The 15,716-nt window shown below is 61.9% G+C and carries 13 protein-coding genes and 5 pseudogenes; 11 read left to right on the top strand and 7 right to left on the bottom strand.

What is annotated here, in order from left to right:
* Window positions 1-10: 10 nt before the first annotated feature.
* The 3 genes from U0023_RS15430 (at window position 11) to U0023_RS15420 (ending at window position 3,496) form a co-directional block, all read left to right on the top strand.
* Window positions 11-1,084 (top strand): 3-oxoacyl-ACP synthase III family protein, encoded by a 1,074-nt coding sequence (locus U0023_RS15430; RefSeq protein ID WP_009494070.1) that lies wholly within the window; start codon window positions 11-13, stop codon window positions 1,082-1,084.
* 52 nt (window positions 1,085-1,136) lie between these two features.
* Window positions 1,137-2,516 carry an ANL family adenylate-forming protein gene (locus U0023_RS15425; protein ID WP_009494071.1) on the top strand — a complete coding sequence of 460 codons (1,380 nt, stop codon included), beginning with the start codon at window positions 1,137-1,139 and terminating at the stop codon, window positions 2,514-2,516.
* 155 nt (window positions 2,517-2,671) lie between these two features.
* Window positions 2,672-3,496 carry a class I SAM-dependent methyltransferase gene (locus tag U0023_RS15420; protein ID WP_195904256.1) on the top strand — a complete coding sequence of 275 codons (825 nt, stop codon included), beginning with the start codon at window positions 2,672-2,674 and terminating at the stop codon, window positions 3,494-3,496.
* Between the two features lie 233 nt (window positions 3,497-3,729).
* On the opposite strand, the pseudogene tnpC (U0023_RS15415) reads toward U0023_RS15420, so the two are convergent.
* A pseudogene (tnpC, locus tag U0023_RS15415) lies at window positions 3,730-4,824 on the bottom strand (IS66 family transposase); the annotation flags it as partial.
* A 143-nt stretch (window positions 4,825-4,967) separates the two neighbouring features.
* Here tnpC (U0023_RS15415) and istA (U0023_RS15410) point away from each other — a divergent pair.
* Window positions 4,968-6,479 carry an IS21 family transposase gene (istA, locus tag U0023_RS15410; protein WP_085985156.1) on the top strand — a complete coding sequence of 504 codons (1,512 nt, stop codon included), beginning with the start codon at window positions 4,968-4,970 and terminating at the stop codon, window positions 6,477-6,479.
* Window positions 6,476-7,285 carry an IS21-like element helper ATPase IstB gene (gene istB, locus U0023_RS15405; RefSeq protein ID WP_009492089.1) on the top strand — a complete coding sequence of 270 codons (810 nt, stop codon included), beginning with the start codon at window positions 6,476-6,478 and terminating at the stop codon, window positions 7,283-7,285. The genes istA (U0023_RS15410) and istB (U0023_RS15405) overlap by 4 nt, the downstream gene beginning before the upstream one ends.
* Before the next feature lie 119 nt (window positions 7,286-7,404).
* Here the strand turns inward: istB (U0023_RS15405) and U0023_RS15400 are convergent.
* Window positions 7,405-7,842 (bottom strand): annotated as a pseudogene (locus tag U0023_RS15400) (IS66 family transposase zinc-finger binding domain-containing protein); the annotation flags it as partial.
* 114 nt (window positions 7,843-7,956) lie between these two features.
* Window positions 7,957-8,313 carry an IS66 family insertion sequence element accessory protein TnpB gene (tnpB, locus tag U0023_RS15395; RefSeq protein ID WP_322883749.1) on the bottom strand — a complete coding sequence of 119 codons (357 nt, stop codon included), beginning with the start codon at window positions 8,311-8,313 and terminating at the stop codon, window positions 7,957-7,959.
* Window positions 8,314-8,447: 134 nt separating this feature from the next.
* Between tnpB (U0023_RS15395) and tnpA the strand changes: the two genes are divergently transcribed.
* From tnpA to U0023_RS15365, 6 genes and pseudogenes are all read left to right on the top strand, one after another.
* The gene (tnpA, locus tag U0023_RS15390) at window positions 8,448-8,819 is read left to right on the top strand and encodes an IS66-like element accessory protein TnpA (RefSeq protein ID WP_009763245.1); all 372 of its coding nucleotides are present in this window, start codon (window positions 8,448-8,450) and stop codon (window positions 8,817-8,819) included.
* On the top strand, window positions 8,816-9,163 hold the full coding sequence (tnpB, locus tag U0023_RS15385; RefSeq protein ID WP_009763246.1) for an IS66 family insertion sequence element accessory protein TnpB: 348 nt from the start codon (window positions 8,816-8,818) through the stop codon (window positions 9,161-9,163). Before tnpA ends, tnpB (U0023_RS15385) begins: the two co-directional genes overlap by 4 nt.
* Before the next feature lie 96 nt (window positions 9,164-9,259).
* Window positions 9,260-10,672: pseudogene (gene tnpC / locus U0023_RS15380) on the top strand (IS66 family transposase); the annotation flags it as partial.
* A gap of 200 nt (window positions 10,673-10,872) precedes the next feature.
* Window positions 10,873-12,381 carry an IS21 family transposase gene (istA, locus tag U0023_RS15375; protein WP_195904271.1) on the top strand — a complete coding sequence of 503 codons (1,509 nt, stop codon included), beginning with the start codon at window positions 10,873-10,875 and terminating at the stop codon, window positions 12,379-12,381.
* Window positions 12,382-12,394: 13 nt separating this feature from the next.
* The gene (gene istB, locus U0023_RS15370) at window positions 12,395-13,141 is read left to right on the top strand and encodes an IS21-like element helper ATPase IstB (protein ID WP_009494081.1); all 747 of its coding nucleotides are present in this window, start codon (window positions 12,395-12,397) and stop codon (window positions 13,139-13,141) included.
* 152 nt (window positions 13,142-13,293) lie between these two features.
* Window positions 13,294-13,518: pseudogene (locus tag U0023_RS15365) on the top strand (transposase domain-containing protein); the annotation flags it as partial.
* A gap of 9 nt (window positions 13,519-13,527) precedes the next feature.
* On the opposite strand, the gene U0023_RS15360 reads toward U0023_RS15365, so the two are convergent.
* From U0023_RS15360 to U0023_RS15345, 4 genes and pseudogenes are all read right to left on the bottom strand, one after another.
* Window positions 13,528-13,752 (bottom strand): DUF6429 family protein, encoded by a 225-nt coding sequence (locus U0023_RS15360; RefSeq protein WP_009763248.1) that lies wholly within the window; start codon window positions 13,750-13,752, stop codon window positions 13,528-13,530.
* On the bottom strand, window positions 13,661-14,044 hold the full coding sequence (locus tag U0023_RS15355) for a transposase (RefSeq protein WP_322883786.1): 384 nt from the start codon (window positions 14,042-14,044) through the stop codon (window positions 13,661-13,663). The genes U0023_RS15360 and U0023_RS15355 overlap by 92 nt, the downstream gene beginning before the upstream one ends.
* A gap of 243 nt (window positions 14,045-14,287) precedes the next feature.
* Window positions 14,288-14,419 (bottom strand): annotated as a pseudogene (locus tag U0023_RS15350) (ATP-binding protein); the annotation flags it as partial.
* Between the two features lie 102 nt (window positions 14,420-14,521).
* Window positions 14,522-15,624, bottom strand: a protein-coding gene (locus U0023_RS15345; protein WP_322883747.1) for an IS3 family transposase whose coding sequence is annotated in 2 segments (ribosomal slippage) — window positions 14,522-15,363 and window positions 15,363-15,624 — 1,104 coding nt in all. Because the reading frame shifts where the segments join, the coding sequence is not laid out codon by codon here.
* Between the last annotated feature and the right edge of the window lie 92 nt (window positions 15,625-15,716).

Genomic DNA, 15,716 nt, shown 5'->3' with positions numbered 1-15,716 from the left:
GTTCGTAAGCATGCACAGGTCGACAGATTCTCTCGAGCGCGCCCTCGCTACCAAAGTAGGCATTGAGGCCATCGCCTATGCTCTGCCTGAGCGGGTTATTACAAATGACGATCTCGCACGCGAAAACCCAGCTTGGGACATGGTCCGGCTTCTTGATAGGACAGGAGTTGAAGAGCGCCGTATCGCTGCGGCCGACGAGACAGCTTTAGACCTGGGCTACCGTGCGTGTCTTGCACTCGAACAGCGAGGCAAACTGGTCCGAAGCGAAATTGACACCATAATTTTTTGCACGGAAACGCCCGACCACCCAATACCGCCGAACTCGTGCATTTTACACCAGAGGCTAGGTCTCTCACCACACGTCATGGCCTTCGACATCACCCTTGCATGTTCAGGCTTCGTATACAGCCTAGGTATCGCACGTGGTCTCGTACAGAGTGGAACATCGCGACGGGTTCTCATTGTTACCGCGGATACTTACTCGCGCCTCATTCACCCAGCGGATCGCTCCAGTCGCTGCCTTTTTGGAGATGGCGCGGCCGCGACAATCGTGTCTGGATTCACGGACGATCAGCTGAAGACAGCTGACGATAGGCTCAATGTGGCTGACATCTCCTTCGGCACATCAGGAGCCCAGTACGATCGCTTTATCGTTCGAGCCGGCGGCACCCGTTTGCCGCGCTCCACCGAAACCGCAAAAGAGGTTTCCGATCGGAGCGGAAATATCCGGACCGCCGAGCATATTGAAATGGACGGGCTCGGCGTATTGTCCTTTTTCAACACCACGATCCCGAAGGCTGTCCGCGAACTACTCAATCGAAACAATCTTCGCGTTGAGGACGTCGGATCTTTCGTATTTCACCAGGCAAGCAAGGTGGCCATTGACGGTATTGCTCGTTCGCTAGGTCTCAATGCAGATCAACTCATATTCGATATGAGGACTCTTGGGAACACGGTATCTGCGTCAGTCCCAATAGCTCTTCAAAGAGCGCAAGAGGCTGAAAAGATCCGCAAAGATCGGCCGGTCGTTCTGTGTGGATTTGGGGTCGGCCTTTCGTGGGCGTCAGCTCTGATAAATCCATAGTTTCAACGAACGCTAGTTCCAGCAACTTCTCTACGAGCAAAATACGGCAACGATGATGGCAACGGACTTCGGTGATATCAGCTTTCTGATAGACAAGTTTCGCGAGCGTGGGGGAGACCGAGCTTTCGCATGGCACGGACAGTACCTTACGTATGTAGAGCTTGCTGACCAAATCCAGCACGATGTCGAGTGGCTTGTTAATGAACTCGATGTCGGCGTAGGTTCACGCGTAGTTCTACTCGGAGACTTCTCGTTCCGCTCGATCCCGCTTCTGCTTGCACTCATTGCTCGCGGCGCAATCACGATCCCTCTCACGGAAACCACCTACACAAACGTACGGGATCTACTGACCGAGATTGAGCCTCACCTTGTTCTTGACGTACGACATGCAACTGGAATTTCCTCCGCTCCTTTGGTCGAAAGAGGATATCCTCAGGCCGAAATCCATAGACTGTTTGAGATTTTGTCGCAGCGAGCAGTTCCGGGGCTCGTGCTCTTCACCTCCGGCTCAAGCGGAAAGCCAAAAGGTGTCGTTCATGATTTCTCGCGACTTCTCACAAAATTTCACAACCCACGCCCAGGACTCATAACGCTAAATTTCCTTCTCTTCGATCATTGGGGAGGGCTGAATACTCTGCTTGGCTGCCTTGCGAGCGGCACGCTTGTCGTGTTTCCCGAGACTAGAACCCCGCACGAGATTAGCCAGCTTATTGAACAGCATCGGATTGAATTGCTCCCAGCGACACCGACTTTTCTTAATATGCTGCTGATAAGCCGCGCCTACGAGCAGTATGACCTATCAAGCCTGAAGCTGATCACCTATGGCGCTGAGCCGATGCCGGAGACCACACTTGTCAGCTTGAAGTCGATCTTCCCAGATCTCGAACTGCGTCAAACCTACGGCATGATTGAACTTGGCGTCATGCGCGCCAAATCAAGATCGAGTGATTCGCTCTGGGTAAAGCTAGGTGGTGAAGGATACCAAACCCGCGTGGTTGACGGTATTTTACAGATCAAAGCAGAGTCGGCAATGTTGGGTTACTTGAACGCGCCCAGTCCCTTCACAGACGACGGATATCTGATCACAGGCGACTCAGTCGAGCAGGATGGCGAATACTTCCGTATTCTCGGTCGGAAATCCGACTTAATTAACGTCGGAGGACAGAAGGTTTACCCCTCTGAAGTTGAGACAGTTATTCTTGAGATCCCCGAAGTTATCGACGCCGTAGTTTACGGCGAAAGTCATGTGCTCACAGGAAAGATCGTCTGTGCAGACATCATAATCTCTGGTGAATTTGATGAGGCTGCCATTCGACAGAAAGTAAAGCGGCATTGCAACTCCAAGCTTCAGCCGTTTATGGTGCCGGTCCGGATCTCATTCCCAAAAGACGGGTTTTACACGAGTCGATTGAAGAAAAGGCGCGATCGGTAGGATAGCGCTCATCATCAGCCGATGCTCGAAAATGGCTCGTACAAAGCACTGGGAGTGCGACCCCTCGTTTAATACGGCCAATTCTCTTATTTTCGACTGGTAGACCCAATTATAATCGTAGGTTAGTCATGAATTGCAACATATGCTCATCCAAAATGAGGAATAAAGTAACTAGTTGGACTTTCTATTGCGCAAACTGCGATCATTGGCAATCGAATCTTGAGCCTCGAATAGAGAGCTCCAAGATTCATGACCGCGAAACTATAGAGGAGAAAGAAGACGATATTGATTTTCTTCGCCCAGTACGTGAAAAGAATTATTGCACCATCATTGCGACAATCAGGAAGTTCAATCCGAGACTTCGGAGCGTCCTTGATATAGGATGCGCAACTGGGCAGTTCCTCAAGCAGGCTATGGCCGCAGGCTTCGATGTAACTGGTGTCGAGCCCAACCCTAGACTAGCGCGGACGGCTCAGAGACAGGGGTTACCTGTGGTACAGGGCTACTTTCCTGATGCCATAGAACCGGGAACGAAGTTTGACATCATAATATTCAATGATGTACTTGAGCATATCCCAAATGCAACAGGAATATTGGAAAACTGCTTACAGCATATTACTGAACGCGGGATAATTATTATCAATAGCCCTTTTTCAGAGGGTATTTTTTTCACAATCGGGAAACTCCATTTTGCTCCGCAACTCTGGGACCGCCTATGGCAGAAACACTTCTTTACACCGCATGTGCACTACTTTTCTGAAAGGAGCATCGCTCTTCTTGCAGAAAGGCTTGGCTGCAACTCTAGCAATCCACTACCGCTCGATACATTAGCTAAGGAAGGCACCTGGGATCGTATTAATCTCGACCCGACATTAAACCGATTTAAAAAGCTCACAATCTGGTCTTTGGTTACCGCTGGGCTCCCAATAATCTCACGCCTACCGGCAGACACACGCTTTACAATTCTTTCGAAGCGCTAAGAGGCTGGTGAGCAATTTTATTGCTCGATCCAAGTGTCTGATTCACCATAGGTTTGTGCTGGCTGCTGCTGCGGATGTGGGCTGTTTGACAATCCGGGAGCCCTGCCATGGATGTCAGTTCCTACGCCAGTGATCTCAACGATGCCGAGTGGGCACTGCTTGAGTCCCTCGTCCCCCGCAGCCATTGTAAGCACTCGGTGTGTCAACCGAACCGAAGAATTGTAAGCGGTGTCTCAGGCCACGGCCTTGAGGTCTGGCGCGGTGGCATAGGCCCACGGCAGCAGATCATCGATGCGGGTGTTGAGATGACCCGTGACGATGCGGCTCAGCACGTCCGCGAGATAGGCCTGCGGATCCACCCCGCACAGTTTGCAGGTCTCGACCAATGAGGCGATGATCGCCCAGTGTTCGCCCCCGCGATCCGAGCCGGCAAACAACGCGTTCTTGCGCGTCAATGCCAAAGGCCGGATCGCCCGCTCGACCACGTTGGAGTCGATCTCAATCCGCCCGTCGTTGACAAACCGCGTCAGCCCATCCCAGCGCGAGAGCGCATAGCGGATCGCCTCCGCCAGCTTGCTCTTCTGGCTGATCAGACCGAGCTTGCCGCGCAACCACGGCTCGAGAGCTTCCAGCACCGGACGGCTCTTCGTCTGACGAATCCGGGCCCGCTCCGCAGCACTCATGCCACGGATGTCGCTCTCAATCCGATACAGCTCCGCGATGCGCGTGAGGGCTTCGCTGGCAATCGGCGCCGCGCCGGCCGCGGCCAGTTCGTAAAAGCGCCGCCGCACATGTGCCCAACAGAACGCGAGCGTGACCTGGTTGCCGCCCGCCAGGGCTCGGTAGCCGCTGTAGCCATCGACCTGCAGCACGCCGGCAAAACCGGACAGATGCGCGATCGGCCGGGCCGCCGTGCGATCCGGCGCATACACGTACGCCACTCCAGGCGGATCCGTGCCGCCCCACGGCCGGTCATCGCGGGCATAGGCAAACAGCTGCCCCGTCTTGGTCTGGCCGCGGCCAGGATCGAGCACGGGTGCGGTGGTCTCATCGGCAAACAGTCTCGACGAGGCTTTCAGTTGCGCCAGCAGGCGTTCATGCACCGGCCGCAGGTGCCAGGCAGCCCGTCCAACCCAGTCGGCCAGGGTCGAACGATCCAAACTGATGCCCTGACGCGCGTAGATCTGAGACTGCCGGTAGAGCGGCAGATGGTCGGCGTATTTCGCCACCAGCACCTGCGCGACCAGGGCATCGGTGGGCAGGCCGCCCTCGATCACGCGCGCCGGAGCCGGGTGCCGCGCGGCGATCAGGGTGGCAGTTGATCGGCAATCAGGATGAGATGCGAGGCCGCTGTCGCTTCTTAAGGGGGGCGAGAGCGGCGACGGTGTGATCCGTCAGGACCACACCGTCTGGCAGTCGCGGCCGACCGGCTAAGGATTGGATGTCTTCACGCCAATGAGGAATCCACCCTTTGCCCGGCCGCCATATCACCGACTGCCAGATGAGGCTGTACATGAAGTTTCGCCAAACCAACACCGCCCCGATCGCCGCTGCCAAGGCCGGCTTCAGTCCCTCCACCGCCTCCCGCATCGACAAGGACCCGCGGCTGCCCTCCCACAGGAAAGCCCCGCGCGGGCGCCGACGCCCCGATCCGCTCGCGGGTGTCTGGGACAGCGAGATCGTCCCGCTGCTCCAAGCCGCCCCGAGCCTGCGCCCCGTGGCCCTCTTCGAGGAGATCGTGCGCCGCCATCCCGACCTCGGCCCCGGCATCCGCCGCACCCTCGAGCGCCGCGTCCGATCCTGGCGTGCCCTGCATGGTCCCGAGCAGGAGGTCATCTTCCGCCAGGTGCACGAGCCCGGGCGCATGGGCCTGTCCGACTTCACCGACATGGCCGATCTGGCCATCACCCTTGCCGGCCAGCCCCTCGAGCACCGGCTCTATCACTTCCGGCTCGCCTATTCCGGCTTCGAGCATGCCCACGTGGTGCTCGGCGGCGAAAGCTATGTCGCACTCGCCGAGGGGCTGCAGAATGCCCTCTGGGCCTTGGGTGGCGCCCCACGCGAGCACCGCAGCGACAGTCTCTCGGCGGCCTTCCGCAATCTGGATCGCGACGCCCGCGAGGATCTGACCCGGCGCTATGATGCCCTGTGCACCCATTACGGCATGGAGCCGAGCCGCAACAATGCCGGAATTGCCCACGAGAACGGCGCCATCGAGAGCGTGCACGGCCACCTCAAGAAGGTGATCGAGGATGCTCTGCTGCTGCGCGGCTCACGCGACTTCGCCGATCTTTATGCCTACCGCCGCTTCGTCGACGAGGTGGTCGGGCGCCGCAATGCCCGCAATGCCCCACGGATTGAGGTCGAGCGCGCTGCCCTTCAGGAACTGCCGGACCGACGCACCGCCGCTTACGAGGATGCCATCGTCACGGTGACCTCGACCAGCGGCTTCGTGCTGCGCAAGGTGTTCTACAGCGTGCCCTCGCGCCTGATCGGCCATCGGCTGCGGGTGCGCCTGTTTGATGATCGGCTCGAGGTCTATCTCGGCGGCACGCACCAGATGACGCTGCCGCGCGGGCGGGCCCATCCCAACGGCCGGCACGGGCATGTGGTTGATTACCGGCACGTGATCCACTCGCTGCGGCGCAAGCCCATGGCCCTGATGGGGCTGGTCTACCGCGATCAGCTCTTCCCCCGGCAAGCCTATGCCCGGGCGTTCGAGGCGATGTGCGCCAAGCTTCCCACCCGGACCGCCTGCCGCACCATGGTCGATCTGCTGGCCTTGGCGCATGAGCGCGCCTGCGAGGCCGACCTCGCCGCGCGCCTCGATGCGGATCTGACGGCCGGCCGGCTGCCGGATCTCAAGAGCTTGCGCGCGCTGTTCAGTCCGGATGCCGGTGCCGTGCCCGACATCGTGGTCTCCTATGCGCCGCTCAGTGCCTACGAGGAACTCGCCCGCGGGCATCAGGGAGAGGTCGCATGACGAGCCCTAATGCGATTGATGCCGGTCGCCTGACCCTGGCGCTCAACGATCTGCGGCTTCCGGCGATCAAGACGATCTGGCCGGATTTCGCCGCCCGCGCCGACAAGGAGGGCTGGCCGGCGGCCCGCTTCCTGGCGGCTCTGGCCGAGCACGAGATGGCCGAGCGCGCCAGCCGGCGCATCCAGCGCCATCTCGATGAGGCCCGGCTGCCGCCCGGCAAGACCCTCGACAGCTTCGACTTCTCCGCGGTGCCGATGATCAGCAAGGCCCAGGTGATGGCGCTGGCGGCCGGCGACAGTTGGCTCGAGAAAGGCGCCAATCTGTTGATGTTCGGCCCGCCGGGCGGGGGCAAATCGCATCTGGCGGCAGCCCTGGGCCTGGCCCTGGTGGAGAATGGCTGGCGGGTGCTGTTCACCCGCACCACCGATCTGGTGCAGAAGCTCCAGACAGCACGGCGGGATCTTCAGCTCGAGGCGGCGATTGCCAAACTCGACAAGTACCATCTGCTGATCCTGGATGACCTCGCCTATGTCAGCAAGGATCAGGCAGAAACCAGCGTCATCTTTGAACTCATCGGCGCCCGGTACGAGCGTCGCTCACTTTTGATTACGGCCAATCAGCCCTTCGGCGAATGGGGGAAGATCTTTCCGGATCAGGCGATGACACTCGCCGCGGTGGATCGTTTGATTCACCACGCGACGATCTTTGAGATGAATGTCGAGAGCTATCGCCGCCGAACCGCCATCGAGCGTAAACGCGGACCGGGACGCCCGCCGACACGCGCGACAATCAAGACCTCATCCTGATTGACGCTCGCAGCGACAATCAAGAAAGCGCTTGCATCTGTGTCGCGGCGCGACAATCATTATGCCCGCCGCGACAGCCAATCACCATCCTGATCGTCGCGCACTTCCAATCCAGATTGTCGCGCAATAGCCGGGGCTTGCACCACTCCATCTTCGCAGTGGCGGCAGGCATATTTGGGCCGGCGCACCACCAGCACGCGCAGCTGCGCCGGCACGATGTCGAGCCGCTCGGAGACATCCTCGCCGATGCGGTGCAGGAGGTTGCGGCAGCAGGGACAGGCGGGATCCTTGATGTCGATGAGGGTTTCGATGCGCGGCAGATGCGCCGGCAAGGATCCGCGGTTCCGGCGCCGCAAAGCCGCGCGGCTTTTACGCTCGGCCGGATCCGTTTGCTCGTGTTTGGCGTCCTCGGCGGCCTCAGTCTGTTCGGCTTCTTCCAAGCCCAGCAGCAGTTGATCCTCGGGCAGGCTCTCGGCCCGGCGGCCGAAGCGGTGGCGCTGCATCGCCTTGATGATCTGCTCCAGGCGCTCGGCCCGCGCCCGCTCGGCCAGGAGCATGGCCTTGAGCAGGTCAGGATCATCGGGGAGGGTTTGCGTCGCGCTGGTCACAAACCGAAGTGAATCATGCTTCCCCGATGCGGGCGATGGCTCTTAATAGATGGGCGCGTCCGATCAGCTGGGCTCCAGTGGCACGGATGTCGGTCGTGGCGCATGCACGCGGCGCCAGTCCAAACCTTCGAGCAAAGCCGAGAGTTGAGCCGCCGACAGGTGAAGGGCACCGTCCTGCACCTTGGGCCAGCGGAACTCGCCATCCTCCAATCGCTTGGCGACCAGCACGACACCGGTGCCATCCCAGAACACCAGCTTGACGCGATCCGCGCGTTTGGCGCGGAAGACATAAACAGTCCCGGAGAACGGATCGGCTCCCATGGTGTCGCGCACGAGCGCCGCGAGGCCATCCGCCCCTTTGCGGAAGTCAACGGGCTTGGTCGCCACCAGGACGCGGACGGTCCCGCTCGGTCCGATCATCGCAGGCTCTTGAGCGCGTGCAGCACGAGGGCCAGTGTCGCTCCATCGTAAGCACCCGGCGTGTGCCCTCTTGTGAGAGTGAGGTTTGCGCGTGACGTTCTGACCTTAAGGCTAGCTTTAAGGTCAGTAGATCGATGAAGATCGAAGTTCTCGGCACAGAGCGCCGGCGGCGCTGGAGCGTCCAAGACAAATTCCAGATCGTGGAAGAGACGATGCACCCGGGCGTGACGGTGACCGAAGTGGCCCGCCGCCATGGTCTCGCGCCCAGTGTCGTCTTCACCTGGCGCCGGCTGGCCCGCGAAGGACGGCTTGGCGACGCTGGTCCGGCCTTCGTGCCGGTCGAGATCACACCCGTCCCAGGGCAGACCACGCCGATAGCACCACCACCGCGGCGCACCGGCTTGATCGAGATCGTCTTGAGGCACGGGCGACGGATTCGCGTGGACCGCGAGGTCGATGCCGAGGCGCTGCGGCGGGTGCTGCAGGTGGTGGAGAGCCTGGCATGATTCCGGTCCCGACCGGCGTGCGCGTGTGGCTCGCCACCGGCCACACCGATATGAGGAAGGGCTTCGGCGGCCTCTCCCTACTCGTGCAGGAGGCGCTCAAACGTGATCCGCATTCGGGCAACCTGTTTGTCTTCCGTGGCCGCAGAGGCGATCTGATCAAGGTCCTCTGGTATGACGGCCAGGGCCTGTGTTTGTTCTCGAAGCGCATTGATCGGGGTCGTTTTCTGTGGCCCTCGCCGGCCGACGGCACGGTGGCGATTTCCACCGCGCAGTTGGGCTATCTCTTGGAAGGCATCGACTGGCGTAATCCCCAGCAGACCTGGCGTCCGACTGCGGCCGGATGAGTATCAAAGCCTTGCCATGCAACGCTTCCGTGGCACACTGGAGACGTGGCAAATCACCCTGATCCGCTTCCCACCAGTCTGGCTGACGCTCACGCGATGATCCGCGCCGAGCGCGCTGCCCGTCTGGCGGCCGAAGCCCGCGCGGGGGATCTGGAGATCGCTCGCGCTGCTTTGGAAGTCGCCCGGCTCGAAGTCACCCAGGCCCACGCCGCCCGCTATGCCCTGGAGTTGGAGATCGAGCGGCTCAAGCTGCAGATCGCCAAGTTGCGCCGTCAGCACTTTGGCACCTCGTCGGAACGCAGTGCCCGTCTCGAGCAACTGATGCTCGCTCTGGAGGATCTGGAGGAGAGTGCCGCTCACATGGATGCCGAAGCGGAGGCGAAGGATGCCGGCGCGGCGCCGGAGGCGCCCCAGTGGACGGTTGAGGAGTTGAAGCGGGCCAAGCCCGCCCGCAGGCCCTTGCCCGGACACCTGCCGCGCCGGCGCATTGTCCTTCCTGGCCCGACCGCGTGCGCCTGCTGCGGCGGAGGCCTGCGCAAACTCGGCGAGGTGGTGAGCGAGACCCTGGAGCGCATCCCGGCGCGGTGGGTCGTGGTGGAGACGGTCCGCGAGAAGTTCAGCTGTGCGGCGTGCGAGACGATCACTGAGACACCAGCGCCGTTCCATGCCATTCCGCGCGGCCGCGCCGGTCCCCACTTGCTGGCTGAGATCACGGTCGGCAAGTTCGGGCTGCATCTGCCGCTGACCCGCCAGAGCACAGTGTTTGCCCAGGAAGGGGTCGATCTGGATGTCTCGACCTTGTGCGACTGGATCGGTGCGGTCGCGGTGGCGACCCAGCCTCTGAGCACGCTGATCACCGAGCATGTCCTCAAAGCCGAGCGGCTGCACGCCGACGACACGCCGGTGCCGGTGCTGGCCAAGGGAAAGACCAAGACCGGCCGGCTCTGGACCGTGGTGCGGGATGATCGGCCCTTTGGCGGCGCCGATCCGCCGGCTGCGGTCTACTTCTACTCGGCCGATCGCAAGGGTGAGCATCCGCAGTCTTTCCTGAAGAGCTACAGCGGGATCCTGCAGGCGGATGCCTATTCCGGCTTCGGACAGCTGTATGAACCGGGTCGTGCGACCGGCCCGGCGACTGAGGCAGCGTGTTGGGCACATGCACGCCGCCAATTCTTTGAACTGGCTGAGTTGAAGAAGGGGCCGATCGCGATCGAGGCAGTCGAGCGCATCGATGCGCTGTTTGCGATCGAGCGCGCGATCATCGGCCGGCCGCCTGACGAGCGACGCTCTATCCGTGTGGCCCAATCCAAGCCTCTGGTGGATGATCTGGAGAGTTGGTTGCGGGCGCAACGTGGACGGTTGTCGCCCAAGAGTGAGACGGCCAAAGCCATCAATTACATGCTGCGGCGTTGGTCTTCGTTCGCGCTCTTCCTCGAGGACGGGCGGGTCTGCCTGTCGAACAATGCCGCCGAGCGAGCGATCCGCGGCATTTGCGGATACCGACGCAATCCGTCCATGTGTACCGACTTGAAGTCGTCCCCGGTTCCGATTTGATCCCGTCCACCCTTCCGACTTGAAGCCGTCCCTCCTTCCGATTTGATCCCGTCCAGGGATCGGTCTGAAGAACCCTGCTGCACCGGGTCATCCGATTGGGGCATTGCGACCTCTCCACCAGAGAGGACGCGATGCCAGCAAACAGAGAGATGACCATGCGACAGATGCGGCAAGTGCTGCGGCTCCACGCCAGCCAAACCAGCGATCGCGAGATCGGCCGGATTGTCGGTGCGGCGCGCTCGACCGTGCGCGATGCCATCCAGCGGGCCAAGGCGGCCGGGCTGGCCTGGCCCCTGCCGGAGGACCTGACCGACGCGGCCCTGGAGGAGAAGCTGTTCGCCCGGGCGGGCACCCGGGTCGGAACGCGCCGCCGGCCGGAGCCGGATTGGGCTCACCTGGTCCAGGAACTCAAGCGGCCCGGCGTCAGCATCGCCATCCTGCATGAGGAGTACCGGGCAGACCATCCGGACGGCTACGGCTATTCGCGTTTCTGCGACCTGGTCCGCTCCTTCGAGCGCCGCCTGACGCCGACCATGCGTCAGCATCACGTCGCCGGCGACAAGGTGTTCGTGGATTACTCGGGCAAGAAGCTGCCGATCGTCGATCCACTCACCGGCGAGATCCGCCAGGCCGAGATCTTCGTCGCGGTGCTCGGCGCCTCCAACCTGACCTATGCCGAAGCCACCTGGACCCAGACCCTGCCGGATTGGATCGAGGCGCATGTGCGCATGTTCCGGTTCCAGGGTGGCGTGACCAAGCTCGTCGTGCCGGACAACCTGAAGAGCGGCGTCCACAAGGCCTCGTTCTACGATCCCGAGATCAACCGCAGCTACGGCAAGATGGCGGCCCATTACGCGGTCGGCATTTTGCCAGCCCGACCGCGCCGGCCGAAGGACAAAGCCAAAGTCGAGGCCGGGGTGCGCTTCGCCCAATCCTACATTCTCGGTCGCCTGCGCCACCGCACCTTCTTCTCGCTCCAGGAGGCCAATGCCGCGATCGCCGAGGCCGTCGAGCGGATGAACAGCGTACCCATGCGCCGGCTCGGCGTCAGCCGGCGCCAGTTGTTCGAGACGATCGAGAAGCCGGCCCTCGCACCCCTGCCGGCCGAGGACTACGTCTTCGCGCAGTGGCAGTTCGCCCGGGTCGGGCTCGACTACCACATCGAGGTCGAGGGCTTCTTCTACTCGGTGCCATTTGGCCTCATCGGCCAGCAGGTCGAGGTGCGCGTCACCCAGCGCACGATCGAGGCCTTCCACAAAGGCGGACGCGTCGCGGCCCACGCGCGGCGTTATGCGGGACGGGCGCATGGCACGCAGGCCGAGCACATGCCGAGCTCGCATCGCCGCTATGCCGCCTGGTCGCCCGAGCGCTTCCGCTCCTGGGCGGCGTCGATCGGCCCCAACACCGAGGGGCTGATTGCCGCCATTCTGTCCGCCCGCCGCCATCCCGAGCAGGGCTTTCGCACCTGCATCGGGGTTTTGCAGCACATGCGCGGCATCCCGCAGGAGCGTGTCGAGGCGGTCGCGGCCAAAGCCCTGGCGATCCAGGCGCTGACCTACAAGAGCATCGTGTCGCTTCTCGACACCTACCGCGAGCGCGCTCCCGCCGCCGATACGCCCGTTCTCACCCACCCCAATGTCCGCGGACCGGGGTATTTCCACTGACAGGAGACCGACCATGTTGATCCATCCCACCCTCGACCAGCTTCACGCGCTGGGCCTGCACGGCATGGCCAAAGGCTTCAAGGCGCTCAGCGCCACTCCCGAGGCTGACGCGCTCGGCCATGCCGAATGGCTCGGCCTGATCCTCGATCATGAAGTGACGACGCGGCAGCAGAAGCGCTGCGAGACCCGGGCCAAAACGGCCAAACTGCGCCATCCCGCCAGCGTCGAGGATGTTGACTTCCGGGCCGCACGCGGCCTCGACCGGGCGCTGTTTCTCAAGCTGGCCACCTGCGACTGGATCCGCGAGCGGCGCAATCTGTTGATCACCGGCCCGTGCGGGGTCGGGAAGAGCTGGCTCGCCTGCGCCCTGGGACACCGGGCCTGCCGGGAGGACCTGTCGGTGCTCTACCATCGTGTGCCACGGCTGTTTGCGGCGCTCGATCTCGCCCGCAGCGATGGCCGCTACTCTCGCCTGTTACGCAGTCTTGCCCGGGCCAAGCTGCTGATCCTCGACGACTGGGGTCCTGAGGCGCTCACCGGCGAGCAGCAGCGCGATCTGCTGGAAATCGTCGAGGACCGCTACGATGCCGGTTCGCTGCTGATCACGAGCCAGGTGCCGGTCGAGAACTGGTACGCGATGATCGGCAGCGTTCCGACGCTGGCGGACGCCATCCTCGATCGGGTCGTGCACAACGCCTACCGGATTAATCTGACCGGCGAGAGCCTGCGCAAGACCCGCCACACGCCAGCCGACGCTTGACCAGCGTCACCACCTCAACCACCATCCATCACTGACCCGAAGAGCGGCGCTCAGGTGGACGACTTCACCTCGGACCCATGGACGGCTTGAAATCGGAATGCCTGGACGGCTTCAGATTGGACGAAGTGGACGGCTTCGTCGGTATCCTCAGCATTGCCGTCGGGCGCCGGAACTGGACCTTCGCGGGCTCGGATGTGGGCGGGCATCGGGCGGCCGCGCTGTACACGTTGATCGAGACCTGCAAGCTCAATGAGGTCGACCCGCGCGCCTGGCTGGCCGACATTCTGGCGCGCTTGCCGGAGCATCCAGCCAAGCGCCTTGCCGAACTCCTGCCCTGGAACTGGAAGGCGCTGCGGGACGAGCAAGCCGCGGCCTGAGGCTCAGGGCTATCGCGTGAACAGCGCCTTGAAGAGCTCTTCGGCTTTCTGCAAGCCTTCCTCGGTGAGGACGACGGACTTGGTCTTGTTGGCGGGGTCGCAGATGAACCCCTTCTCGTAGAGCCGATCGGTCACAGCCCAATCAAAGCTCTTCCAGGCTCGGCATCCATCGTGCAGCGTCAGCCACATCAGGGCGAGAACCGCCTCGTCGATCTTGTCGTGATCGATCGCCATGGCAGTACTCTACCACATTGCAGCCAGCGATTCCGCGGTCGTCGCCGGATGCGTACGCTCCATCGACACCGGGCGGGACGCGGATGACGACACCCTCCACGACAATCTCGATCACCGCCTCACGGCAGGCGGCCGGCGTGGGCTGCGGCGTGTCAGGGCTGACAACAACTGGGGTAAAGGTCAGAGGATGATTGTCAGCCTCGCGCTTGGCCTGACGACGCCAGGTGAACAGGTGCTGGGGCGACAGGCCGTTGCGGCGGGCCACTTCGGACACCACCGCGCCCGGCGCCATCGCTTCCTCCAGGATCCGCGTCTTCTCATCGGCTGACCAGCGCCGGCGTCCGCCAACGCCGGTGATCACTTCCAGACGCCGCACGGGCCGCGGCGGCTCAAGCATATGGTCAACCATCGACACAAAACGATCCTCAATCCAAGATCGTCAGTCTCGCCGCTCAGACATGCGAACGTAAGGTGCGGCTAGAACACCGCTTACGAAGAATTGACCCCTTGGGCGAATTGAAGGTTTGACCCCCTCTCATCGCTTTGTGTCTCCTTCGGTTTCAAGGGCTCCTCCGGCCTTCTGCAGAAGGCCGGATCGGCGCTTTTCACGAAGCCGGTAGCTGTCACCGCGGATGGTGATCACCGTCGAATGATGCAGCAGGCGATCTGACCTGCCACCGAAGTTTCATCCAGTGGCGTTTAGAGCCTCGGCAGGTGTGAACCGCTCCCGGATTTTGGACCACCTGCGGTTAGAGTTTTCCGGCGTTGATCAGGGTGACGGGCTGGCTGCGTCACCCGATTTCGTCAGCACAATCGGGGACTTGTTCCCGATGGCACCATGGGGCCGTTCCTCGTTGTAGTATCGACGCCAATCCTCCAGCTTTTCGCGAGCATCCGCAAGCGAAAGGAACCAATGCTGGTTCAGGCACTCCGCCCGGAACCGGCCGTTGAACGCCTCGATGAAGGCATTGTCGGTCGGTTTGCCCGGACGGGAGAAGTCGAGCGTGACGCCCTTCTGGTACGCCCACAGATCCAGATCCCGCGACACGAACACCGAGCCCTGATCGACCCGGATGGTCTTGGGATAGCCGATCTGGCCGCAGACCCGCTCCAGGGTAGCGACCACGTCTTCGCCACGGTAGCTGAAGCGCGGGTCCAGGGCCGGCACGTAGCGCGAGAAGGTATCGAGCACGGTCAGCACCCGGATCTTCTTGCCGGTGGCCAGCTGGTCATGCACGAAGTCCATCGCCCAGACGTCGTTGGGCCCCACGGCCACCTGGCGGTCGTCCCGCAGTTTGGCCTTCACCCGCCGCTTGGGTGTTTTGTTGCGCAGCTGCATGCCCAGCTCCCGGTAGATGCGATAGGTCCGCTTGATGTTCGTGCCCCAGCCTTCCCGCTCCAGCAGGACGTGAACACGGCGATAGCCATAGCGCACTCGCGTCTGACAGATGTCACGAATGCGCTCCTTGAGACCGGCCTGCTCGGTGCGGCGGGATTTGTAGTGGTGGGTGGAGCGGTCAAACCGAAGAGCCGCACAGGCTCTGCGGATCGACACCGCCCACTCCCGGCACATCCCGGCCACGAGCTCGCGCTGGCGAGCAGGCCTTAAAGCTTTCGCTTGATGACATCCTGCAGCATCTCGCGGTCGAGCGTCAGATCCGCGACGATCTTCTTGAGACGGGCGTTCTCGTCCTCGAGCTGCTTCAGGCGCTTCATCTCGGACGGCAGCAGCCCGTCATACTTCTTCTTCCAGTTGAAGTAGGTCGCCTGGCTGATCCCGGCCTTGCGGCAGATCTCCGCTACGGGCGTTCCATCCGTGCCCTGCTTAAGGATGAACGCCTTCTGGGCGTCCGTGAACCGTGCTGCCTTCATGGGTCTTCCGCTCCTTCCCAGCCAGGGAAAATACCGCGGAAAACTCTAACCCAAACTGGTCCAGTTTTTAGGGATCAGATCATTGGCGTCAT

The sequence above is a fragment of the Microvirga lotononidis genome (genome assembly GCF_034627025.1).
Lineage (GTDB): Bacteria > Pseudomonadota > Alphaproteobacteria > Rhizobiales > Beijerinckiaceae > Microvirga > Microvirga lotononidis.
Note: the sequence above shows the minus strand (reverse complement) of the source record. Positions and strands in the feature narration are given on the sequence as shown.